At 65.4% G+C, this 20,683-nt stretch carries 20 protein-coding genes; 14 read left to right on the forward strand and 6 right to left on the reverse strand.

The genetic code is table 11. From position 1 onward, the window contains the following. Positions 1-96: 96 nt before the first annotated feature. Together QMX81_RS15655 and QMX81_RS15660 are read right to left on the reverse strand one after the other, a co-directional pair. A complete protein-coding gene (locus QMX81_RS15655; RefSeq protein ID WP_282262839.1) occupies positions 97-873 on the reverse strand; it encodes a DUF481 domain-containing protein in 777 nt (258 codons plus the stop codon). Between the two features lie 122 nt (positions 874-995). Then, on the reverse strand, positions 996-1,607 hold the full coding sequence (locus tag QMX81_RS15660) for a hypothetical protein (protein ID WP_121040106.1): 612 nt from the start codon (positions 1,605-1,607) through the stop codon (positions 996-998). A 90-nt stretch (positions 1,608-1,697) separates the two neighbouring features. On the opposite strand from QMX81_RS15660, the gene QMX81_RS15665 reads away from it, so the two are divergent. Both QMX81_RS15665 and QMX81_RS15670 read left to right on the forward strand, forming a co-directional pair. Beyond that, a complete protein-coding gene (locus tag QMX81_RS15665; RefSeq protein WP_121040104.1) occupies positions 1,698-2,663 on the forward strand; it encodes a YafY family protein in 966 nt (321 codons plus the stop codon). A gap of 113 nt (positions 2,664-2,776) precedes the next feature. Further along, positions 2,777-3,571, forward strand: a complete 795-nt coding sequence (locus QMX81_RS15670; protein ID WP_121040102.1) for a MetQ/NlpA family ABC transporter substrate-binding protein — start codon at positions 2,777-2,779, stop codon at positions 3,569-3,571. 72 nt (positions 3,572-3,643) lie between these two features. Here QMX81_RS15670 and glpK read toward each other — a convergent pair whose 3' ends face one another. From glpK to QMX81_RS15685, 3 genes are all read right to left on the reverse strand, one after another. After that, positions 3,644-5,143 carry a glycerol kinase GlpK gene (gene glpK, locus QMX81_RS15675; RefSeq protein WP_121040100.1) on the reverse strand — a complete coding sequence of 500 codons (1,500 nt, stop codon included), beginning with the start codon at positions 5,141-5,143 and terminating at the stop codon, positions 3,644-3,646. A gap of 48 nt (positions 5,144-5,191) precedes the next feature. Next, positions 5,192-6,685, reverse strand: a complete 1,494-nt coding sequence (gene glpD / locus QMX81_RS15680) for a glycerol-3-phosphate dehydrogenase (protein ID WP_282262873.1) — start codon at positions 6,683-6,685, stop codon at positions 5,192-5,194. Positions 6,686-6,847: 162 nt separating this feature from the next. Next, complete coding sequence (locus QMX81_RS15685; RefSeq protein WP_019183623.1) at positions 6,848-7,480, reverse strand: OmpW family outer membrane protein; 633 nt, start codon at positions 7,478-7,480, stop codon at positions 6,848-6,850. Between the two features lie 192 nt (positions 7,481-7,672). Here QMX81_RS15685 and QMX81_RS15690 point away from each other — a divergent pair, with 192 nt between their 5' ends. The 4 genes from QMX81_RS15690 to lpdA all read left to right on the forward strand — a co-directional run bounded on the left by QMX81_RS15690 (position 7,673) and on the right by lpdA (position 12,274). Beyond that, positions 7,673-8,194 carry a DNA-deoxyinosine glycosylase gene (locus tag QMX81_RS15690; protein ID WP_282262876.1) on the forward strand — a complete coding sequence of 174 codons (522 nt, stop codon included), beginning with the start codon at positions 7,673-7,675 and terminating at the stop codon, positions 8,192-8,194. A gap of 200 nt (positions 8,195-8,394) precedes the next feature. Further along, complete coding sequence (aceF, locus tag QMX81_RS15695; RefSeq protein ID WP_121040090.1) at positions 8,395-9,798, forward strand: dihydrolipoyllysine-residue acetyltransferase; 1,404 nt, start codon at positions 8,395-8,397, stop codon at positions 9,796-9,798. Between the two features lie 29 nt (positions 9,799-9,827). Further along, complete coding sequence (locus QMX81_RS15700; protein ID WP_121041253.1) at positions 9,828-10,442, forward strand: hypothetical protein; 615 nt, start codon at positions 9,828-9,830, stop codon at positions 10,440-10,442. A gap of 17 nt (positions 10,443-10,459) precedes the next feature. Beyond that, a complete protein-coding gene (gene lpdA, locus QMX81_RS15705) occupies positions 10,460-12,274 on the forward strand; it encodes a dihydrolipoyl dehydrogenase (protein ID WP_282262880.1) in 1,815 nt (604 codons plus the stop codon). Positions 12,275-12,579: 305 nt separating this feature from the next. Here the strand turns inward: lpdA and QMX81_RS15710 are convergent, their stop codons facing one another. Further along, entirely contained in the window at positions 12,580-13,398 is an 819-nt protein-coding gene (locus QMX81_RS15710; protein WP_121040084.1) for a hypothetical protein, read from the reverse strand. Positions 13,399-13,935: 537 nt separating this feature from the next. Here QMX81_RS15710 and QMX81_RS15715 point away from each other — a divergent pair. The 8 genes from QMX81_RS15715 to atpD all read left to right on the forward strand — a co-directional run bounded on the left by QMX81_RS15715 (position 13,936) and on the right by atpD (position 20,624). Further along, positions 13,936-14,304, forward strand: coding sequence for a hypothetical protein (locus QMX81_RS15715; protein ID WP_172407534.1), 369 nt, complete (start codon positions 13,936-13,938; stop codon positions 14,302-14,304). Between the two features lie 31 nt (positions 14,305-14,335). Then, positions 14,336-15,166: a F0F1 ATP synthase subunit A gene (atpB, locus tag QMX81_RS15720; protein WP_282262884.1), complete on the forward strand. Its 831-nt coding sequence runs from the start codon at positions 14,336-14,338 to the stop codon at positions 15,164-15,166. 66 nt (positions 15,167-15,232) lie between these two features. Further along, on the forward strand, positions 15,233-15,535 hold the full coding sequence (atpE, locus tag QMX81_RS15725; protein WP_088433762.1) for a F0F1 ATP synthase subunit C: 303 nt from the start codon (positions 15,233-15,235) through the stop codon (positions 15,533-15,535). A 111-nt stretch (positions 15,536-15,646) separates the two neighbouring features. After that, the gene (locus tag QMX81_RS15730) at positions 15,647-16,117 is read left to right on the forward strand and encodes a F0F1 ATP synthase subunit B (protein WP_088433763.1); all 471 of its coding nucleotides are present in this window, start codon (positions 15,647-15,649) and stop codon (positions 16,115-16,117) included. A 3-nt stretch (positions 16,118-16,120) separates the two neighbouring features. Next, entirely contained in the window at positions 16,121-16,648 is a 528-nt protein-coding gene (locus tag QMX81_RS15735) for a F0F1 ATP synthase subunit delta (protein ID WP_088433764.1), read from the forward strand. A 44-nt stretch (positions 16,649-16,692) separates the two neighbouring features. Next, a complete protein-coding gene (gene atpA, locus QMX81_RS15740; protein WP_088433869.1) occupies positions 16,693-18,240 on the forward strand; it encodes a F0F1 ATP synthase subunit alpha in 1,548 nt (515 codons plus the stop codon). Positions 18,241-18,316: 76 nt separating this feature from the next. Continuing rightward, the gene (gene atpG / locus QMX81_RS15745) at positions 18,317-19,180 is read left to right on the forward strand and encodes a F0F1 ATP synthase subunit gamma (protein ID WP_088433765.1); all 864 of its coding nucleotides are present in this window, start codon (positions 18,317-18,319) and stop codon (positions 19,178-19,180) included. Positions 19,181-19,217: 37 nt separating this feature from the next. Beyond that, positions 19,218-20,624: a F0F1 ATP synthase subunit beta gene (atpD, locus tag QMX81_RS15750; protein WP_121040078.1), complete on the forward strand. Its 1,407-nt coding sequence runs from the start codon at positions 19,218-19,220 to the stop codon at positions 20,622-20,624. Positions 20,625-20,683: the final 59 nt, after the last annotated feature.

Genomic DNA, 20,683 nt, shown 5'->3' on the forward strand with positions numbered 1-20,683 from the left:
GGCCGCTGGCCGGCAGTCCATGCTGCACAAGGTACGCGATGAGCCGGCCAGCGGCCGGCACTGCATCGCGTGGTGGGCGCGGTGCGCCCGCGCCGATTACTTGAACTTGTAGACCACGTTCATGGTGGTCAGCGTGTCGGTCTTGCGCTTGTCATCGGCGACGTCGCTGTTGTGGCGCGCCTGCCAGCCGGCCTTCAGCGCCAGATGTTCGTTCATGCTCACCGACACGCCGAAATCGTTCTGCGCGAAGGTGTTGTACGAGCCCGATTCGATCAGCAGCGTGTTCACCAGGTCGGTGTTCGGGGTCAGCGTGTACTTGAGATCGAACAGGCCGCGGCCGATCAGGCCGGTGCGGGTCGCGTCGTCTTCGGTGTTGTGGGTGCGGCGCACACCGGGGCCGATCTGCGCATCCATGTAGAAGCGCTCGGCATCGATGATCCGGGTGCCGTAGCCCAGACCGAACGAGCTCTGGCGGTCGTAGGTGGCGAAATCGTCGCGCTCGTAACGCACCGTGGCGGTGATCTGGCGGTGTTCGCCCAGCTGCAGCGCGCTGCCGGCACTGCCGGTGTAGCGGTTGGCGGTGGTGTTGCGGCGGCGGATGGTGGTGCCGTCGTCGTTGGTATCGGTGTATTCCGAGCGCGAGCGCAGGCCGAACAGATCCATGCTGTGCACCCAGTCATCGTCGGTGTAGCGCAGGCGCAGACGACCGTTGAAGCTCTCGGTATTGCTGTTGCCGCGGGCCGAGGCAAAGCCCAGTTCACCGCCACTGCCGCTCCAGGGGGAGGTCATCGCCGCCAGTTCGGCAGCGTCCTGTGCATAAACCGCCGGGGCGCAGAGCAGCAGGGGAACAAGCAACGAAACGCGCAGGGACATCAACGGTTCTCCGTGATCGGACAAGGGGGAGGGACAACAAGGGGGGGATGATACTTGATGCGTTCAGCGTCACATTCGGCGACGGGCCCCGGCTTTAGGGCACGTTCGGCCTCGGCCCCTGTTCAGGGAATATCGATGCGCAGAGAGGCGTCGTCGAAGCGCGAATAGGTCACGGTGATCCGGAACGGCTGCCCGTTGGTTTCACCCTTGCGCTCGATCTGCACCGGCAGGCCCTGTGCATTGACCCAGTACAGCAGGCCATCCGGCGCGGCGGTTGCATGGCGCACCTCGTATTTGTGCGCGCGCTGGCCACCGGCGCGGTCTTCGCCGAGGTCGCGCACCTGCAGCTGTGCCGGCTCCAGATCGGCCGGCAATGGATTGCGCCACTGGGCCAGCATCCCTTCGGGCACCGGGATCTGGCGTACTTCGCCGGCACGCTGCAGGAAGAACGTGCCGCCAATGATGGTCTGCGGGCCATCGTCGGTGATCAGCCGATAGCGGTCCGGGGCCACGTAGTCCATCTGCGCCTCCAGGGCGCGCGGGCCCTGCATCTTCATCACCGCGTGGAAGCTGTGCAGTTGGCCGAAGCGCTGGCTGGCGGCCAGCACGGTGCCGACCGGGTCGGCCGCCGGTGCGGCCGCGGCAGGCACCGCAGCCGCGGGCGTTTCACTGCGTCCGCAGCCACTGAGCAGCAGGGCGGCGGCGGACAGGGCAAGGGCGGGCAACAGGCGCATGACGGGCGGCAGCAGGCGGTGGGGGCCCCACGATAGCCGAAGATGCAGCCGAAGCCGCCACAACGACGGCGACTCGGACATAATCGGGTCATGGACCGATATGAACGCATCAACGCCCTGCATCGCCTGCTCAAGTCCGCCCGTTACCCGGTAACGGTGGCGGCCCTGCAGGAAAAACTGGAGTGTTCCCGCGCGACTGTCTACCGCGACCTGGCCTTCCTGCGCGATGCGCTGATGGCCCCGGTGGAAGGCGACGGCGAGGCGGGCTTCCGTTACCAGGCCGACGAGAGCGACCGCTTCGAGCTGCCGGGCCTGTGGCTCAGCTCGGAAGAACTGCACGCGCTGCTGGCCTCCCAGCACCTGCTCTCGCGCACGGGGGGCGGCGTGCTGTCCTCGGTGCTGGCCCCGCTGCAGCAGCGGATTGAAGGCCTGCTGGCCGCACAGGCCGGCGTCTCGACCTGGCCGGTTGACCGGGTCCGGGTGATTCCGCACCGCGGCCGCAAGTTCGATGAAGCCAGCTTCCGCGCCGTCGCCTCGGCGGTACTGGAGCGCAAGCAGCTGGCCTTCGAGTACCGGGCCCGCTCCACCGATGAGGCCACCCAGCGCACCGTGTCGCCGCAGCGCATGACCCACTACCGCGACAACTGGTACCTGGATGCGTGGGATCACGGCCGCGAAGGCCTGCGCAGTTTCGCGGTGGACCGCATCTACAAGGCACGCGTGATCGATACCACCGCGCGCGATGTGGATGAGACCGAGCTGGACGAACAGCTGGGCGCCAGCTACGGCATCTTCTCCGGGCCGCCCAAGGGCTGGGCCACCATCGTGTTCAGTGCCAAGGCCGCACGCTGGGTGGCCGATGAGCATTGGCATTCCAAGCAGCAGGGCCGCTTCCTGCCCGATGGCCGCTATGAGTTGAAACTGCCTTACAGCGTCTCGCGCGAACTGCTGATGGACGTGCTGCACTACGGCTCGGACGCGGAAATCGTAGAGCCGGTGATGCTGCGCGAACAGGCCAAGGCGCTGCTGGCACTGGCACTGACCAGTTACGAGTAAGCCGGCCGGGCCGGCATCGGCTCATGCCGTGGGGTCATATGCCCCGGATTCCGCAAGGGCCGGGGCGTGCGGTATCGTGGGGCGTTGCTGCCCTTATGGATCCCGCTGCCCCCATGAAAAAGTACCTGCTGCTCCCGTTGCTCGCCGCCTCGCTGGCCCTGGCTGCCTGCGGCAAGCCGGCCAACGATTCCAAGAAGCTGGTGGTTGCCGCCACCGCGGTGCCGCACGCCGAGATCCTCGCCGTGGTCAAGCCGATCCTGGAAAAGGAAGGCTTGACCCTGGATGTGCGCGTCTTCAATGACTACGTGCAGCCCAACGACCAGCTGGTGCAGAAGCAGGTTGACGTGAACTACTTCCAGACCGAGCCCTATCTGGACGCCTACAACCGGGACCGCAAGACCGACCTGGTCAAGGTGATCGGCGTGCATATCGAGCCGTTCGGTGCGTACTCGCGTCGTTTCAAATCGCTTGATGCGCTGCCCAACGGTGCCGACGTGGTGATCCCCAACGACCCGAGCAACAACAGCCGCGCGCTGATCCTGCTGCACAAGGCTGGCGTGATCACGCTCAAGGACCCGACCAATGCGTTGGCGACCCAGCGCGACATCATCGCCAACCCGAAGCAGCTCAAGTTCCGCGAGCTGGATTCGGCGATGCTGCCGCGCGTGCTGGACCAGGTCGATCTGGCCCTGATCAATACCAACTACGCGCTGGATGCCGGGCTCAACCCGACCCAGGATGCGCTGGCGATCGAAAGCAAGGATTCGCCGTACGTGAACTTCCTCGTCGCCCGCCCGGACAACAAGGACGATGCCCGCGTGCAGCAGCTGGCCAAGGCCCTGACCGGCCCGGAAGTGAAGGCTTTCATCGCCGAGAAGTACAAGGGTGCGGTCCTCCCGGCATTCTGACCGGCACCCACGGTAGAGCCACGCCATGCGTGGCTGGCCGCACCCGCGCGGCAATGATCGCCGACGCGGGCGTCAGCCCACGCGGAAGCCCATCGTCGCCTCCACCGCCTGCTGCCAGCCGCTGTACAGCGCCTCGCGCTGATCCACCGGCATCTGCGGGGTGAAGCGGCGGTCCACCGCCCATTGCTCGGCGATCTCCGCCCGGCTGCGCCAGAACCCGGTGGCCAGCCCGGCCAGATAGGCCGCGCCCAGCGCGGTGGTTTCGGCCACCTGCGGGCGCAGCACCGGCACGCCCAGGATGTCGCTCTGGAACTGCGCCATGAAGTCATTGGCGATCGCACCGCCATCGGCGCGCAGTTCCTTCAGCTCGATCCCCGCATCGGCCTGCATCGCCGCCAGCACGTCGCGGGTCTGGTACGCCATCGATTCCACCGCCGCGCGGATGAAGTGCTCCTTGGTGGTGCCGCGGGTCAGCCCGAACATCGCGCCGCGCACATCGCTGCGCCAGTACGGCGCCCCAAGCCCCACGAACGCGGGTACCAGGTACACGCCGCCATTGTCCGCGGCACGCTCGGCATAGGCCTGGCAATCGCTGGATTTGCCGAACATCCGCAGCCCGTCGCGCAGCCATTGCACCACCGAGCCGGCGACGAAGATCGAGCCCTCCAGTGCGTACTCCACACGTCCATCAATGCCCCACGCGATGGTGGTCAGCAGGCCGTTCTCGGATACCACTGCCTTCTCGCCGGTGTTCATCAGCATGAAACAGCCGGTGCCGTAGGTGTTCTTGGCCATGCCCGGCTCGAAGCAGGCCTGGCCGAACAGCGCGGCCTGCTGGTCGCCGGCGATGCCGGCAATGGGCAGGTGCTGGTCGAAGAAGAACTGCGCCTGGGTGGTGGCATACACCTCGCTGGAACTGCGCACCTGCGGCAGCATCGCGCGCGGGATGTTGAACAGCGCCAGCAGTTCATCGTCCCACTGCAGCGCATGGATATCGAACAGCAGCGTGCGCGCGGCATTGGTGACATCGGTGACGTGCGCCTGGCCGCCACTGAGGTTCCAGATCAACCAGCTGTCGATGGTGCCGAACAGCAGCTCGCCGCGTTCAGCACGTGCCTGTGCGCCCTCGACGTGATCGAGGATCCAGCGGATCTTGGTCGCGGAAAAATAGGCATCGATCAACAGCCCCGTCTTGCGCCGGATCAGCGGCTCGTGGCCATCGGCCTTGAGCTGTTCGCAGATCGCATGGCTCTGCCGCGACTGCCACACCACGGCGTTGTGGATCGGCTGCCCGGTAGCCTTGTCCCAGACCACCGTGGTCTCGCGCTGGTTGGTGATGCCGATGCCGGCGATCGTGCGCGGGTCCACCTGGTAGCGGTTCAACAGCTCGGTGATCGTGGTGTAGACACTGGTCAGGATCTCGCGCGGGTCATGCTCCACCCAGCCCGGCTGCGGGAAGATCTGGGTGAACTCGCGTTGCGCGCTGCCGGCGATGCGCCCGGCATGATCGAACAGGATGGCGCGCGAACTGGTCGTGCCCTGGTCGATGGCGAGCACGTAGTGCTTGTCCATGGTCTGCTCCGTGGAAATCGATGCCGTGAGGCGTGACAGGCGTACAGCCTACGGCATTGAAACACGCGCCTGCAGGGTGGCGGCCAGCGCCTCTCGCTGTGCCGCGCCCACGCGCAAGCCCAGGTGGCTTCGGCGCCACAGCACGTCGTCAGCGGTGCGGGCCCATTCGTGCGCGATGAGGTAGTCCAGTTCGCGGTCGTAGAGGCCGCCGCCGTGGTCCTGGCCCAGCGCGTCGGGTGTCTGTGCGCCGGCGAGCAGCCCGACCGCACGGGTGCCGTAGCTGCGGGCCAGGCGCTGCAGCAGGGCAGGGGGCAGGCGAGGGTGGTCACGCTGCAGCGCCTCGGCCACCTCTATGGCGGTGCCGCCATCGCCCCCCGGCAACGGTGGCCCACCGGCAGTCCACGCCGCGCCCATCTCCGGCAGCGCGGGTGCGAGCCGCCCCAGCGCGTCCTCGGCCAGTGCGCGGTAGGTGGTCAGCTTGCCGCCCAGCACGCTCAGCAGCGGCGCGCCGGCCGTATCCACCGCCAGCCGGTAGTCGCGCGTGACCCGCGATGCATCGCGGTGATGATCGGCCAACAGGGGGCGCACCCCGCTGTAGCGCCATACGATGTCCTCGGCGCGCACCGGAACGCGCACGAACCGGTTCACCGCCTCGAGCAGATAGGCCTGTTCGTCGGCGCGGGGCTGCACCTGCGCCGGGTCGCCGTCGTAGTCGGTATCGGTGGTGCCGATCAGGGTGAAGTCCTGTTCGAACGGAATCGCGAACACCACCCGCTGGTCGGGTTGCTGGAACAGGTACGCACTGTCATGGGCGAACAGGCGCGGCACCACCAGGTGGCTGCCCTGCACCAGCCGCACTCCCAACGGGGCATCGAGTCCGGCCCGTTCCAGCACAGTGCCGGCCCACGGCCCACTGGCATTGACCACGCAGCGCGCGCGGAGGCGCTGCACGTCGCCGTTGGCGGTGCGCAGTACGGCCCACCAGTGATCGTGGTGGCGGATCAATTGTTCGCAGCGGGTGCGTGTGCGGATGTCGGCGCCGCGCTCATGCGCATCGAGCGCGTTGAGCACCACCAGCCGGGCATCGTTGACGCGTGCATCGGCGTAGGTGAAGCCGGTCCGGTAGGCGGGCTGCAATGCAGCGCCGCTCGGATCGCGCTGCAGGTCGATGCGCTGCGAGCGCGGAAAATGGGGAGTGGCATGGCCAAGGTGGTCGTAGAGCCACAGGCCCGTGCGCAGCATCCACGCCGGGCGCAGATGGCGCGCATGCGGCAGCACGAAGCGGGTCGGGGCGATCAGATGCGGCGCAAGCTGGCGCAGCGTTTCGCGTTCGTTGAGCGCCTTGCGTACCAGCGCGAACTCGCCCTGCTGCAGGTAGCGCAGGCCGCCATGGATCAGCTTGGTGCTGGCGCTGGAAGTGTGCGCGGCCAAGTCATCCTGCTCGCACAGGCAGACCGACAGGCCGCGTCCTGCTGCGTCGCGGGCGATGCCGGCGCCGTTGATGCCCCCGCCCACCACCAGCACGTCGAAGGATTCGCTCATCGGCTCCCCGGGGCGGACCGGTCCGGTCCATCGTCACCCCAGTGTCGGCCACCGGCCGGCAACGCCCGATGAAAGTTTCAGGCCCCACGTTGCAGGCCCCACAACGACAACGGGCCCGCGAGGGGCCCGTTGTACGTACTGCGTGGAAGTGGAACGGCGTGCTTAGAAGCGCGCGCCGATGCCGAAGCCCACGGTCCACGGATCCAGCTTGGCCTTGTCGCCGGTGCCTTCACCGTTGACGGTCAGCTCCGGGCGCGAATGCATGTAGCGGGCATCGGCACGGGCGAACCAGGTGCTGTTGATGTTCATGTCCACGCCGACGGTGCCGATCGCGCCCTTGGCGGTCTTGACGCCGATATGGCCGATGTCGCTGGCGAGGTCTTCATTGCTGAAGTTGGACTCGTAGTAACCGGCGCCCACGAACGGACGGAACACGTTGTCGGCCTGGCCGAAGTGGTACTGGCCGCTCAGCGCGATCGGCTGCTGCTCGACGGTGCCCAGGCGGGCGCCATCGGTGCCGCGCACGCGGTGATCGAACTTGTCGGCTGCGCCCCACAGTTCCACGGCCCAGTTGTCGTTGATGTAGTAGCTGAAGCTCAGGGTCGGGGCCGGGCCGCCGTCCACCTTGCGCACGCCATCGAGCGGATCGTTCTTGGGCTGCAGCAGCGACACGCCGCCGACCACGGCGAAGTGCTTGCCAGAAGCGGTATCAACAGTGCTGTCCTGCGCGAAAGCAGCCGGCGCAAAAGCAAGAGCAGTCAGGGTAGCCAGGGTCAGGGTACGGATGGAGCGCATGGGGGAATCTCCTCAGGATGTTTTTGTTCTGGGCCCCGGTGTTGTGGGGCGAGGCAACCGTAGTCCCCGCAATATGAATCGCATCCGACGCACGTTAAAATTTAGTTGTTTCCATTCAGCGATCAGTGCGAAACCGCTGCATTTACGGGCGATGATGCGATGCCTGACATTCATTCATCTGGTGATGGTGTGATGGAAACCACAACGTGCATCGGCTTCCCTGCGCAGCTGGACGTCGACTGCCGCGTGCTGGTACTCGGTTCGATGCCGGGTGTCGCATCGCTGCAGGCGGGGCAGTACTACGCCCATCCGCGCAATCGTTTCTGGCCGCTGATGGGCGTGCTGTGCGGGATCGACGCGGCGCTTCCTTATCCGGATCGCGTGCGCGCATTGAACGCGCGCGGTGTGGGCGTGTGGGATGTGATCGGGCAGTGCGAGCGACGCGGCAGCCTGGATGCGTCGATCGTGCGCGGCAGTGAAGTGCCCAATGCGCTTGGGGTACTGATCGACGGATGGCCTGCGCTGCGCGCGATCGCCTGCAATGGCGGCACCGCGTACCGGGCGTTCCAGCGTTTCATCGTGCCGGCGCTGCTTGATGCGGCGCACGAGGTGCCGGTCTGGTCGCTGCCCTCCACCAGCCCGGCGAACGCGGCGTGGCCGTTGCCTCGGCTGGTGGAGGCATGGCAGCCGCTGGCCGATGCCATCCGGCGCTGAGGCGGGGACAGCGCCGGACAATACGGTACCGACTGGAAAATTCCACTTTGCACTGTGCCAAGCCCAATCCGGCCAAAGCAGATGCCTGCAACAGCCTGTCCCGGGACAGCGGCGCTGAAAATTCGCCAAGCTGGTTGGCGCTGGCGCGCGAAGCCCCCACAATAGGCGATTCCCTACACCAGATTGCCGGAGTTTTCCCCATGGCCGAAATCAAGGAAGCACTTGTCCCCGATATCGGTGACTACAGCGATATCCCGGTAATCGAGGTGCTGGTCGCCGTTGGAGATACCGTCAAGAAAGACCAGGGTCTGGTGACGCTGGAATCGGACAAGGCCACGATGGAAGTGCCGTCCTCGGTGGCCGGTATCGTCAAGGAAATCAAGGTCAAGATCGGCGACAACCTCTCCGAGGGCAAGCTTGTGGCCCTGATCGAAGTCAGCGAAGCCGCCGCTGCGCCGGCCGCTGCTGCTGCCCCGGCCCCCGCTGCCAAGGCCGAAGCCGCCGAGACCGCGACCAAGGTCGAGCCGGTCGCCACCCAGGCCGAGCCGGACAAGCTGGCCGCCCGTGATATCGAGCAGTCCGCTGCCAAGCCGACCCAGCCGGCCCCGGCCGCCGCTGCCCCGTCGGGTGGCTCGCCGACCAGCCCGCCGGTGGCCTTCAACGCCGACAGCGTGCTGCCGCAGAAGGTGCCCTACGCTTCGCCGGCCGTGCGCGTGTTCGCCCGCGAGCTGGGCGTGGACCTGAACCAGCTGAGCGGCACCGAGAAGGGGGGCCGCATCACCAAGTCCGACGTGCAGAAGTTCGTCAAGTCGGCCCTGGCCGGCGGCGGCGCTGCCACCGGCGGTACTGTGGCGGCCGGTGGCGGTCTGAACCTGCTGCCCTGGCCGAAGGTCGACTTCAGCAAGTTCGGTGAGGTCGAGGTCCAGCCGCTGTCCCGGATCAAGAAGATCTCGGGTGCGAACCTGGCCCGCAACTGGGCGATGATTCCGCATGTCACCCAGTTCGAGCAGGCCGACATCACCGAGCTGGAAGCCCTGCGCGTGGCGCTGAACAAGGAAAACGAGAAGGCCGGCATCAAGCTGACCATGCTCGCCTTCCTGGTCAAGGCCAGCGCCGCGGCGCTGAAGAAGTTCCCGGAGTTCAACGCTTCGCTGGATGCCAGCGGCGAGAACCTGACCCTGAAGAAGTACTTCAACATCGGCTTCGCGGCCGATACGCCGAGCGGCCTGGTCGTGCCGGTGATCCGCGACGTCGACAAGAAGGGTGTGGTGCAGATCGCGCAGGAGTCCGGCGAACTGGCCAAGAAGGCCCGCGACGGCAAGCTCGGCCCGGCCGACATGAGCGGTGGCTGCTTCTCGATCAGCTCGCTGGGCGGCATCGGTGGCACGGCGTTCACCCCGATCGTCAATGCACCGGAAGTGGCCATCCTGGGCGTGTCCAAGTCGTCGATCCAGCCGGTCTGGAATGGCAAGGAGTTCGCCCCGAAGCTGATGCTGCCGTTGTCGCTGAGCTATGACCACCGCGTCATCGACGGCGCGCTGGCCGCCCGCTTCACCACCTACCTCTCGCAGGTGTTGGCCGACATGCGGCGCGTCCTGCTGTGAAGCAGGGCCTGGTCCTGGCCGGGCTGCTGATGGCGCTGCCGATGGCGCAGGCGGGCGCGCGCGAATGCGCGTCCGACCTGGGCCATGGCTGGCCACCGGCGGTCGGCAACTATGGCCAGGCGGTGGAAACCCTGTTCGATGGCACGGTGCAGCCTGCGCTGTCACTGGTGAGCCTGCCCAAGAGTGGCGTGGAGACCGGCGTCGCCTTGCTGCCCGGCTCCCAGGACCAGGCATGGACCCTGCGCTACAGCCGGGCCGACAAGCGCGTCTACACCTGGAACAGCGGCGCCCGCCAGGGCGGTGTGGAACTGCGTGTGGACCAGGCCCCGGACCAGTACCAGGTCAGCATCCCGGCGCCGTTGGCGCAGCGGTTGCTGCACAGCTGGCAGGCCGCGCTGGCCGCGCAGGTGCCGGGCGACCGCAAGGCGCCGGTGCTGGACGGTGACGTGCTGTCCTTCACCGTGGACGGCCAGCGTTACAGCGGCACCCGGCCGGCGTGCGGCGCGGGCCGGCTGATGATGAAACAGGTGGCGCTGCTGATCGAAGCCAGCGACACCAAGGAAAAGAAGCTCGACCGTCGCTGGAAAGATCTGGACGAGTCGCTCGACGAACTGCAGCAACTGCTCGGCGGCAAGGCCGGCTGAGCACCAGGAGAACACGAATGGCCGCAATTGAAATCAAGGTTCCCGACATCGGCGATTACAGCGGTGTCCCGGTGATCGAACTGCTGGTCGCCGTGGGTGACACGGTGAAGAAGGACCAGGGTCTGGTCACGCTGGAATCGGACAAGGCAACGCTGGAAGTGCCGTCCTCGGCCGCCGGTGTGGTCAAGGAAATCAAGGTCAAGCTCGGCGACAACCTCTCCGAAGGCGACGTCGTGCTGCTGCTGGAAGCCGAAGGCGAGGCCGCCGCGCCTGCCGCGCCGGCCAAGGCGGAAGCGCCGAAGGCCGAGGCCGCTCCGGCCAGCAAGCCGCCGGTGACCCCGTCGCACCGCGCCCCGGCCGAACCGGCCGCGCCGCAGCCGGCGCTGCCGTCGGGCAAGCCGGCCGATATCGAGTGCAAGATGGTGGTGCTGGGCGCAGGCCCGGGCGGTTACACCGCTGCCTTCCGTTCGGCCGACCTGGGCGTGGACACCGTGCTGGTCGAGCGTTACGCCAGCCTCGGCGGCGTCTGCCTCAACGTGGGCTGCATCCCGTCCAAGGCGCTGCTTCACGCCGCCGCGGTGATCGATGAAGTCGCCCACGCCGGTGATTTCGGCGTGGAGTTCGGCAAGCCGACCATCACCCTGGACAAGCTGCGCGGCTACAAGGAAAAGGTGGTCACCCAGCTGACCAAGGGCCTGGCCGGCATGGCCAAGCAGCGCAAGGTGCGCACCGTGCAGGGCCTGGCCAGGTTCGTCTCGGCCAATGAGCTGGAGATCGTCGGCGACGACGGCAAGACCCAGCTGCTGCGCTTCGAGCAGTGCATCATCGCGGCCGGTTCGCAGGCGGTGAAGCTGCCGAACTTCCCGTGGGACGACACGCGCGTCATGGATTCCACCGATGCGCTGGAACTGGCCGACGTGCCGGGGTCGCTGCTGGTGGTCGGTGGCGGCATCATCGGCCTGGAAATGGCGACGGTGTATGCGGCGCTGGGCAGCAAGGTGACCGTGGTCGAGTTCATGGAGCAGCTGATGCCGGGCGCTGACAAGGACCTGGTCAAGCCGCTGGCCGATCGCCTGAAGAAGCAGGGCGTCGAGGTCCACCTGAAGACCAAGGCGACCGACGTCAAGGCCGACAAGGCCGGCATCACCGTGTCCTTCGAAGCGGCCGTGGAAGGCGAAAAGCCGGGTCTGGACGCGACCACCTTCGACCGCGTGCTGGTCGCGGTGGGCCGCTCGCCGAACGGCAAGAAGATCGATGCCGAGAAGGCTGGCGTGCAGGTCACCGACCGTGGCTTCATCCCGGCCGACCGCCAGATGCGCACCAATGTGCCGCACATCTTTGCGATCGGCGACATCGTCGGCAACCCGATGCTGGCCCACAAGGCCACGCACGAGGGCAAGCTGGCCGCGGAAGTGGCCGCCGGCGAAAAGAAGGAGTGGGTGGCGCGCGTGATTCCGTCGGTGGCTTACACCAATCCGGAAATCGCGTGGGTCGGCGTGACCGAAACCGAAGCCAAGGCCAAGGGCCTGAAGGTCGGCGTGGCCAAGTTCCCGTGGGCCGCCAGCGGCCGCGCGATCGGCATCGGTCGTACCGAGGGCTTCACCAAGCTGATCTTCGACGAAGAGACCCACCGCATCATCGGTGGTGCGATCGTCGGCGTGCACGCGGGTGATCTGCTGGCCGAGATCGGCCTGGCGATCGAGATGGGTGCGGAGGCCGAAGACATCGGCCACACCATCCACGCCCATCCGACGCTGAGCGAATCGGTGGCGATGGCCGCGGAAATCTACGACGGCACGATCACCGATCTGTACATGCCGAAGAAGAAATAATCGGTCGATCACCGCCCCGGGTGGTGGCTCCGGTTCAACGAAAAACCCCGGTGAACGCCGGGGTTTTTTGTTGCTGACCTCCCGGCGGCCACCGGAGGTCTGTCAAGGCGGGCACGGATACCCTGTGGGGCGAAATCAAGGAGGAGGTGGCGGCCACAGGCCGTCGCCGGGGGACATTCGCACGACAGGGTGTCCGTGCCCGACCCCCAAACAACCCGCAGTTGCTCCCCAAAACAAAGCGCACAAAAAAAACGCGGCCCCCGATATTTCGGAGGCCGCGCTTGGAGAGAGGTAGTGCGAAGGGCTTAGAAGACGAAGCTGACGCCAGCCACCGGACCCTTGAACTCCTGCTTCAGACCGATCGTGCCATCGCTGCCGCTCTGGTCCACGTCCAGCTTGAACCAGTCGTAGCCGGCGAACACGCCGAAGTTCTTGGTGAAGCGGTAATCGACGATCGCATTGGCGCGGCTCAGGTCGCCGTCGTAATCGTCGAAGTTGCCCCACTTGGTGTTCAGGTACTGGCCCTGGAAGGTGATCATCCACTTCTCGGACGGCGTGAAGCTCAGGCGTGCACCGACCACCGGCGCCACACCGTCGGCCTTCTCGTCCAGGAACTCGCCCTGGTACAGGTCGCCGACATCGGCGTAGGCCTTGGTGCTGACCTTGGCGTACTCGGCACCCAGCTGCAGGCCGAGGTCGAACTTCTCGGTGTCCACCACCGAGTAGTCATACACCAGGCTGGCGACCTGGTACTTCAGCTCACCCTTGATGAAGCTGCCGGCCGGCACAGTGGTATCGCCGAAGCTGACACCCTGATCGAGGGTCTCGCGGCGATCCTTGTCGTACTTGAAGTAGTTGAACAGCAGGCGCTGGCGGTTGCTGATACGGAACATGCCGTCAATGCGCGGCTCCCATTCCTTGCCACCGAGGCCGAAATCTTCGGAGAAGCCAACGTCCTGACCCGCGATGTTGGTGTTGCCACGGATCGTGTTGTCCGAATCGATCTGCATCGCACCCAGGCGCAGGGCGAAGCGGTCATCGCCTTCGGCGGCGTGGGACGGAGCGGCGTAGGAGAGTGCGGCCAGAGCGACTGGCACGGCAAGCAGGGAGAGCATCGGGCGCATCGGGGGTCCTTGCGGTGGTTCTAGTGATGTGCCGTCACATTGCCCACTGCGACGTCCACCATTCGTGAAGGTATGGTGGACGCAGTGTGTACCGTTCATGCAGACAGAGGGCACACAGGTCTGCCCCGTGGCCGTTTTCGGGTGGAATCACCGTTAACGACCGGCCGCGCGGGGCCTGGTTCTGGATCAACAGGCAGCACCGCAAAAAGAGGGTGGCCCCGGAGAGGGCTTCGGGGCCACCCTGTACTGGCCTGCGCGCGGGACGCCGACGAGGATTCAACGGCAGGCTGATGGGTCTGACCCGGGTGTGCGACCAAAGTTCAACATGCTGCACTGCCGCATCGGGCACCTCTTTGCGCAGTGGGATTGGCCCGAGGGTGGAACAGGTTTCCCCAAGCCCCCAACGGCGGGCTTACATCCGGGATGAACAGGCAGCGGTTGTCTCTCAAATTGTCCCATTGCTATAATTTGGCGGCTCGACGAGGCGCTGGCTTGCGGCCTCGGCCTTTCCTACTCACAACCATGCAGGACATTCACGTGCTGAACTCCGTTGACGCGGGTCGGCGACTGATGCTGCGCGCAGCGGTTTACCCGCTGGCTGCAGTGGCTGTCCTGGCTCTTGCCCTGCTGCTGTGGGGAGGCCCGAAGGCCGCTCTGGGGGCGCTGCTCTCCGGTGTGGCGGTTTCTGCAGCCGGCTGGGTCGCCGCGCGGATGGCGCTGGGCGGCGGGGTGCAGGCGGCAGGTTCGGCGATGACCCGCCTGATCCTGGCGGTGGTGGCAAAGTGGGTGCTCGTATTCGGCGTCCTGATGGTGGGGTTCCTGGTCTTCAAGCTGCCTGCATTGGCGCTGCTGGCTGGTATCGCCGTCGGGTTGATGTTCCAGGTCCTGGCTCTGGCCAGGCGCTGATCCAATTTATTTAACTCAAGGTTCCGGACACATGGCAGGCGAGGCGCTAACTCCCACCTCCTACATCCAACATCACCTGCAGAATCTTGTGGTGATGCGTGACAGCCCGTGGGCGTTGCATCTGGATACTATCGCCACGTCGGTCCTGATGGGCCTGATCATGGTGTTCGCCTTCTGGATGGCCACGCGCAAAGCGACCGCAGGCGTCCCGGGCAAGTGGCAGGCGTTCGTCGAGATCTGCCTGGAGTTCGTTGACCGCCAGGCCAAGGACACCTACCACGGCACCAGCAAGCTGGTGACCCCGATCGCGATCACCATCTTCTTCTGGATCCTCTTGATGAACCTCATCAAGATGATTCCTGCGGATTTCATCGGCTACCCGATGAATGCCTTCACCCAGTGGGTGGCCGGCATGATGGGCGCCGCCCATCCGCATGATTACGCGTTCTGGAAGCCGGTTCCCACCGCCGACGTCAATGCCACCCTGGGCATGTCGATCAGCGTGTTCTTCCTGATGCTGTTCTTCGCGCTGCGCTCCAAGGGCCTGGGTGGCTTCACCAAGGAATTCCTGACCGCGCCGTTCGGCAAGTGGATGCTCCCGTTCAACCTGATCCTCAACATCGTCGAGTGGCTGAGCAAGCCGATTTCGCTGGCGATGCGACTGTTCGGCAACATGTTCGGCGGTGAGATCGTCTTCCTGCTGATCTGGGTGCTGGGCGGTGCGGGTATCGCCGGTGCCATCGCAGGCGGTGCATTCGGCCTGGGCTGGATGCTGTTCCACCTGCTGGTGATTCCGCTGCAGGCGTTCATCTTCATGATGTTGTCCATCGTGTACCTGAGCCTGTCGGAAGACGCTCACTGAGTTTCGCTTCACCCTTCATCCGTTTGTTTCTAAACCCTTAGTTATCCAAAGTTCCAGGAGAAAACCATGTACTTCGCCGTCCTGACCAACCTCGCCCAAGTCCAGAGCTCCACCGTCCTCGCCGTCGGCATCATGATCGGCCTGGCCGCGCTGGGTGCCGGTCTCGGTCTGGCCATCATGTCCGGTAAGTTCCTGGAATCGGCCGCGCGCCAGCCGGAACTGATTCCGGTGCTGCAGGTCCGCATGTTCATCACCGCCGGCCTGATCGATGCCGCGTTCATCATCTCGGTCGCCGTCGGCCTGCTGCTGGCCTTCGCCAACCCGACCATCGGCGAGTTCGTTGCACGTCTGCCGGCCGTTGCGGGCTGATCCAGCGAAAGCGAAACGATCAGGCGCCTCGTGCGCCTGATCGCGGATGAAGGACGGCTGCGCCGCTTCGGGCGGCGCAACCACCCCATCACCCCAGATTGAGCGAACCCCATGGATATCGGTTTTACCCTCGTTGCCCAGGCACTGGCGTTTGCCGGACTGATCTGGATCATCGCGACCAAGATCTGGCCGCCGTTGATGAACGCCATCGAAGAGCGTCAGCAGAAGATCGCTGAAGGCCTTGCCGCTGCTGACCGCAGCCAGAAAGACCTGGCCCAGGCCCAGGAAAAGGTCAACGATGCACTGAAGGATGCGCGCACCAAGGCCAACGAGATCATCGATCAGGCCCATGCACGCGCCAACCAGATCGTTGATGCCGCCAAGAATGAAGCCATCGTCGAAGCCAACCGCCAGAAAGATCTGGCCTACGCCGAGATCGACGCTGCCGCCAACCGTGCCCGTGAAGATCTGCGCAAGCAGGTGTCCGCGCTGGCCGTAAGCGGTGCCGAAAAGCTGCTCAAGCGCGAAATCGACGCCAACGCCCACAAGGCGCTGCTCGACGAGCTGGCCTCGGAGATCTGATCGATGAGCCAGGCCCTCACGCTTGCACGCCCGTATGCCCGCGCCGCGTTCGCGACCGCGCGCGACGAAGGCACGTTCGCGCCGTGGTCGGACGCGCTTGCGTTCTCCGCCCACGTAGCTGCCGACCCGCGCGTGGCGGCCTTGCTGTCGAACCCGGAACTGGATCGCGGCGATGCCGTCGCGATGCTGGTGCCGGAATCGTCCAGCGAGACCTTCGGTCGCTTCCTGGCCATCCTGGCCGATGCGCACCGTCTGCCGCTGCTGCCGGAAATCGCCGGCATGTACGACCAGCTGCGCGCTGAAGCCGAACACGTGGTCAAGGCCACGGTGACCTCGGCCACCGAATTGTCCGGCGCCGAACTGGACGCCATCAAGGCCGCGCTGCGCAAGCGCTTCGGCGCCGAGGTGGATGTGACGACCGCAGTGGATGCGTCGCTGATCGGCGGTGCCGTGATCGACGCCGGTGATGTGGTCATCGATGGCTCGCTCAAGGGCAAGCTGTCGCGCCTGCAGACCGCGCTCGCTAACTGAATTCATTTAACGTCCGGCGTGATCGCCGGCACTAGGACTTGACGATGGCAACCACGCTCAACCCCTCCGAAATCAGCGAACTGATCAAGAACCGCATCGAGAAGGTCAAGCTGGCCGCGGAATCGCGCAACGAAGGCACCGTGACCAGCGTGTCCGACGGCATCGTGCGCATCTTCGGTCTGGCCGACGTGATGCAGGGCGAAATGATCGAACTGCCGAACAACACCTTCGCACTGGCCCTGAACCTGGAGCGCGACTCGGTCGGCGCCGTGGTGCTGGGTGATTACCAGAACCTGCGCGAAGGCGACGTCGCCAAGACCACCGGTCGCATCCTGGAAGTGCCGGTCGGTCCGGAAATGCTGGGCCGCGTCGTGAACGCGCTCGGCGAGCCGATCGACGGCAAGGGCCCGATCGCGGCCAAGGCCACCGCGCCGGTGGAGCGCGTTGCGCCGGGCGTGATCTGGCGCAAGTCGGTCGACCAGCCGGTGCAGACCGGTTACAAGTCCGTCGACTCGATGATCCCGATCGGCCGCGGCCAGCGCGAGCTGGTCATCGGTGACCGCCAGACCGGCAAGACCGCCCTGGCCATCGATGCGGTGATCAACCAGAAAGAAACCGGCATCAAGTGCGTGTACGTCGCGATCGGCCAGAAGGCGTCGACCGTGGCCAACATCGTGCGCAAGCTGGAAGAGAACGGCGCCCTGGCGCACACCGTGGTGGTCGCTGCGACCGCGTCCGAATCGGCCGCGATGCAGTACATCAGCGCCTACTCGGGCTGCACCATGGGTGAGTACTTCATGGACCGCGGCGAAGACGCGCTGATCGTGTACGACGATCTGTCCAAGCAGGCCGTGGCCTACCGCCAGATCTCGCTGCTGCTGAAGCGTCCGCCGGGCCGTGAAGCCTACCCGGGTGACGTGTTCTACCTGCACTCCCGCCTGCTCGAGCGCGCTGCCCGCGTGTCCGAAGAGTATGTGGAAAAGTTCACCAACGGCGCCGTCAAGGGCAAGACCGGCTCGCTCACCGCGCTGCCGATCATCGAAACCCAGGCCGGTGACGTCTCGGCCTTCGTGCCGACCAACGTGATCTCCATCACCGACGGCCAGATCTTCCTGGAAACCGATCTGTTCAACTCGGGCATCCGCCCGGCCGTGAACGCCGGTATCTCGGTGTCGCGCGTCGGTGGTGCGGCCCAGACCAAGATCATCAAGAAGCTGTCCGGCGGCATCCGTATCTCGCTGGCCCAGTACCGTGAGCTGGCGGCGTTCGCGCAGTTCGCCTCGGACCTGGACGAAGCCACCCGCAAGCAGCTTGAGCGCGGTCAGCGCGTCACCGAGCTGATGAAGCAGAAGCAGTACGCCCCGATGTCCATCGCCAACCAGGCGCTGTCGATCTACGCCGTCAACGAGGGTTACCTCGACGACGTGCCGGTCAACAAGCTGCTGGCGCTGGAAGAAGGTCTGCATGCCCACTTCGCCAACACCCAGGGCGAGCTGATCAACAAGATCAACGCGACCGGCGGCTGGGACAACGATATCGAGGCTGCCTTCAAGAAGGGCATCACCGAGTTCAAGACCACCGGCAGCTGGTAAGCCGCATGTAGAGCGGGGCGTTGCCCCGCTTCACTGTGACAAAGCGGAGCACCCCTTCGCTCTACGGGAATAAGAGATGGCAAGCGGACGCGAAATCAAAACCAAGATCAAGAGCGTGCAGAACACCCGCAAGGTGACGCGTGCGCTCGAAATGGTCTCGGCCTCCAAAATCCGCAAGGCGCAGGAGCGGATGAAGACGTCGCGTCCGTATGCGCAGGCGATGAAGCAGGTGATCGGTCACCTGGCCCAGGCCAGCACCGATTACCAGCATCCGTTCCTGGTCCAGCGTGACGAGGTCAAGCGCGTCGGTTACATCGTGGTCTCGTCCGACCGCGGTCTGGCCGGCGGCCTGAACAACAACCTGTTCCGCAAGATGCTGGGCGAAGTGCGCCAGTGGCAGGACAAGGGTGCCGAGATCGATGTGGTCACCGTCGGCCAGAAGGCGTCGACCTTCTTCCGTCGCGTCAAGGTCAACATGGTCGGCACGGTCACCCACATGGGCGATGTGCCGCACCTGGAACAGCTGATCGGCGTGATCAAGGTGATGCTCGATGCATTCACCGACGGCAAGGTCGACCGCGTGTACCTGGTCTACAACCGCTTCATCAATACGATGACGCAGAAAGCCAGCTTCGATCAGCTGCTGCCGTTGCCGGCTGCTGAGAAGCAGGTCGCGCATCACGACTGGGACTACCTGTACGAACCCGACGCTGCGACCGTGCTCGAGCACGTGATGACGCGGTACGTCGAGTCGCTGGTGTACCAGGCGGTGCTGGAAAACGTCGCGTCCGAGCATGCAGCCCGCATGGTCGCGATGAAGTCGGCCAGTGACAACGCGAACAAGCTGATCGGAACCCTGCAGCTGGTCTACAACAAGGCCCGCCAGGCAGCGATCACCCAGGAAATCTCCGAAATCGTCGGCGGCGCGGCAGCAGTCTGACGCGCACAGTCAAAGCACACATTAGAGGATTGCAGCAATGAGTCAGGGCAAGATCGTTCAGATCATCGGCGCCGTCGTCGACGTCGAATTCCCCCGCGAGTCGGTGCCGAAGGTGTACCACGCGCTGAAGGTGGACAACACCGAAATCACGCTGGAAGTGCAGCAGCAGCTGGGTGACGGCGTGGTCCGTTGCATCGCGCTGGGCTCCACCGACGGCCTGAAGCGCAACCTGGTCGCCACCAACACCGAACGCGCCATCTCGGTGCCGGTCGGCGCAGGCACGCTGGGCCGCATCATGGACGTGCTGGGTCGCCCGATCGACGAAGCCGGTCCGGTCACCGCCAGCGACACCTGGGAAATCCATCGTGCCGCGCCGTCGTACGAAGACCAGTCCCCGGCCACCGAGCTGCTGGAAACCGGCATCAAGGTCATCGACCTGATGTGCCCGTTCGCCAAGGGCGGCAAGGTCGGCCTGTTCGGCGGCGCCGGCGTCGGCAAGACCGTCAACATGATGGAACTGATCAACAACATCGCCAAGGCGCACAGCGGTCTGTCCGTGTTCGCCGGCGTGGGTGAGCGTACCCGTGAGGGCAACGACTTCTACCACGAGATGAAGGACTCCAACGTCCTGGACAAGGTCGCGATGGTGTACGGCCAGATGAACGAGCCGCCGGGCAACCGTCTGCGCGTCGCCCTGACCGGCCTGACCATGGCCGAGTACTTCCGCGATGAGAAGGACGAAAACGGCAAGGGCAAGGACGTGCTGCTGTTCGTCGACAACATCTACCGCTACACCCTGGCCGGTACCGAAGTGTCGGCACTGCTGGGCCGTATGCCGTCGGCCGTGGGTTACCAGCCGACCCTGGCCGAGGAAATGGGCGTCCTGCAGGAGCGCATCACCTCCACCAAGAACGGCTCGATCACCTCGATCCAGGCCGTCTACGTGCCCGCCGATGACTTGACCGATCCGTCGCCGGCCACCACCTTCGCCCACTTGGATTCGACCGTGACCCTGTCGCGTTCGATCGCCTCGCTGGGTATCTACCCGGCCGTGGATCCGCTCGACTCGACCAGCCGCCAGATGGACCCGCTGGTCATCGGCCACGAGCATTACGACACCGCCCAGCGCGTCCAGCAGACCTTGCAGAAGTACAAGGAACTGAAGGACATCATCGCCATCCTGGGCATGGACGAACTGTCCGAAGAAGACAAGCAGGCCGTGACCCGCGCCCGCAAGATCGAGCGCTTCTTCAGCCAGCCGTTCCACGTGGCCGAAGTGTTCACCGGTTCGCCGGGCAAGTACGTGTCGCTGAAGGACACCATCCGTGGCTTCAAGGCCATCGTCGATGGCGAATACGACCACCTGCCGGAACAGGCGTTCTACATGGTCGGCAGCATCGAAGAAGCGGTCGAGAAGGCCAAGAAGATGGCTGAAAAGGCCTGATGCGGCGGGGGCCGGGGGGCTGGCCCGCCCCCCCCCCCCCCCCCGGGGGGGGGGGGGGG

This window comes from Stenotrophomonas sp. PS02301, assembly GCF_029959485.1.
GTDB classification, from domain to species: Bacteria; Pseudomonadota; Gammaproteobacteria; order Xanthomonadales; family Xanthomonadaceae; genus Stenotrophomonas; species Stenotrophomonas maltophilia_Z.

Coding starts and splice junctions, on each gene's coding strand:
- atpA (WP_088433869.1), top strand. CDS start 16,693: ATGGCAACCACGCTCAACCCCTCCGAAATCAGCGAACTGATCAAGAAC.
- atpB (WP_282262884.1), top strand. CDS start 14,336: ATGGCAGGCGAGGCGCTAACTCCCACCTCCTACATCCAACATCACCTG.
- atpG (WP_088433765.1), top strand. CDS start 18,317: ATGGCAAGCGGACGCGAAATCAAAACCAAGATCAAGAGCGTGCAGAAC.
- QMX81_RS15710 (WP_121040084.1), bottom strand. CDS start 13,398: ATGCGCCCGATGCTCTCCCTGCTTGCCGTGCCAGTCGCTCTGGCCGCA.
- aceF (WP_121040090.1), top strand. CDS start 8,395: ATGGCCGAAATCAAGGAAGCACTTGTCCCCGATATCGGTGACTACAGC.
- lpdA (WP_282262880.1), top strand. CDS start 10,460: ATGGCCGCAATTGAAATCAAGGTTCCCGACATCGGCGATTACAGCGGT.
- QMX81_RS15690 (WP_282262876.1), top strand. CDS start 7,673: ATGGAAACCACAACGTGCATCGGCTTCCCTGCGCAGCTGGACGTCGAC.
- QMX81_RS15670 (WP_121040102.1), top strand. CDS start 2,777: ATGAAAAAGTACCTGCTGCTCCCGTTGCTCGCCGCCTCGCTGGCCCTG.
- QMX81_RS15665 (WP_121040104.1), top strand. CDS start 1,698: ATGGACCGATATGAACGCATCAACGCCCTGCATCGCCTGCTCAAGTCC.
- QMX81_RS15685 (WP_019183623.1), bottom strand. CDS start 7,480: ATGCGCTCCATCCGTACCCTGACCCTGGCTACCCTGACTGCTCTTGCT.
- QMX81_RS15660 (WP_121040106.1), bottom strand. CDS start 1,607: ATGCGCCTGTTGCCCGCCCTTGCCCTGTCCGCCGCCGCCCTGCTGCTC.
- glpD (WP_282262873.1), bottom strand. CDS start 6,685: ATGAGCGAATCCTTCGACGTGCTGGTGGTGGGCGGGGGCATCAACGGC.
- glpK (WP_121040100.1), bottom strand. CDS start 5,143: ATGGACAAGCACTACGTGCTCGCCATCGACCAGGGCACGACCAGTTCG.
- QMX81_RS15735 (WP_088433764.1), top strand. CDS start 16,121: ATGAGCCAGGCCCTCACGCTTGCACGCCCGTATGCCCGCGCCGCGTTC.
- atpD (WP_121040078.1), top strand. CDS start 19,218: ATGAGTCAGGGCAAGATCGTTCAGATCATCGGCGCCGTCGTCGACGTC.
- QMX81_RS15700 (WP_121041253.1), top strand. CDS start 9,828: ATGGCGCTGCCGATGGCGCAGGCGGGCGCGCGCGAATGCGCGTCCGAC.
- QMX81_RS15730 (WP_088433763.1), top strand. CDS start 15,647: ATGGATATCGGTTTTACCCTCGTTGCCCAGGCACTGGCGTTTGCCGGA.
- QMX81_RS15655 (WP_282262839.1), bottom strand. CDS start 873: ATGTCCCTGCGCGTTTCGTTGCTTGTTCCCCTGCTGCTCTGCGCCCCG.
- atpE (WP_088433762.1), top strand. CDS start 15,233: ATGTACTTCGCCGTCCTGACCAACCTCGCCCAAGTCCAGAGCTCCACC.